The sequence below is a fragment of the Streptococcus sp. HMSC056C01 genome (assembly GCF_001811305.1).
Classification (GTDB): Bacteria; Bacillota; Bacilli; order Lactobacillales; family Streptococcaceae; genus Streptococcus.
In genome coordinates this window covers 71,138-71,427 of record NZ_KV804219.1, presented here as the reverse complement: position 1 = coordinate 71,427, position 290 = coordinate 71,138, and the positions used below count along the sequence as shown (strand labels likewise).

The window sequence follows — 290 nt, the reverse complement described above, 5'->3', positions numbered from 1 at the left end:
TACATCTTCAAAGGCTACTGCACCTTCTGGAGCTGCACCTTCTTCGATAGTCAATTCTGAGACGATCAAAAGTTGAGCAACATTGCTATCAACAGCTCCAAGAAGAGTTTTAACGACTTCGTTTGGATAAACTGTCAAATGAGCTTCAAGGGATTTACCGATGACTTTTTCATTACGAGCTTCTTCCAAGGCTTTTTGAGCTTGTCCACGGAAGTCCATGAAGGCTGCCCATGTGTCCAAGATTTCCTCTTGGTTAGCAAACGTTTGAGCTTCTGGCAATTCTGACAATT

General features: G+C 42.8%; 1 pseudogene. It reads right to left on the bottom strand.

The features are described from left to right. A pseudogene (ileS, locus tag HMPREF2795_RS10100) lies at window positions 1-290 on the bottom strand (isoleucine--tRNA ligase); the annotation flags it as partial.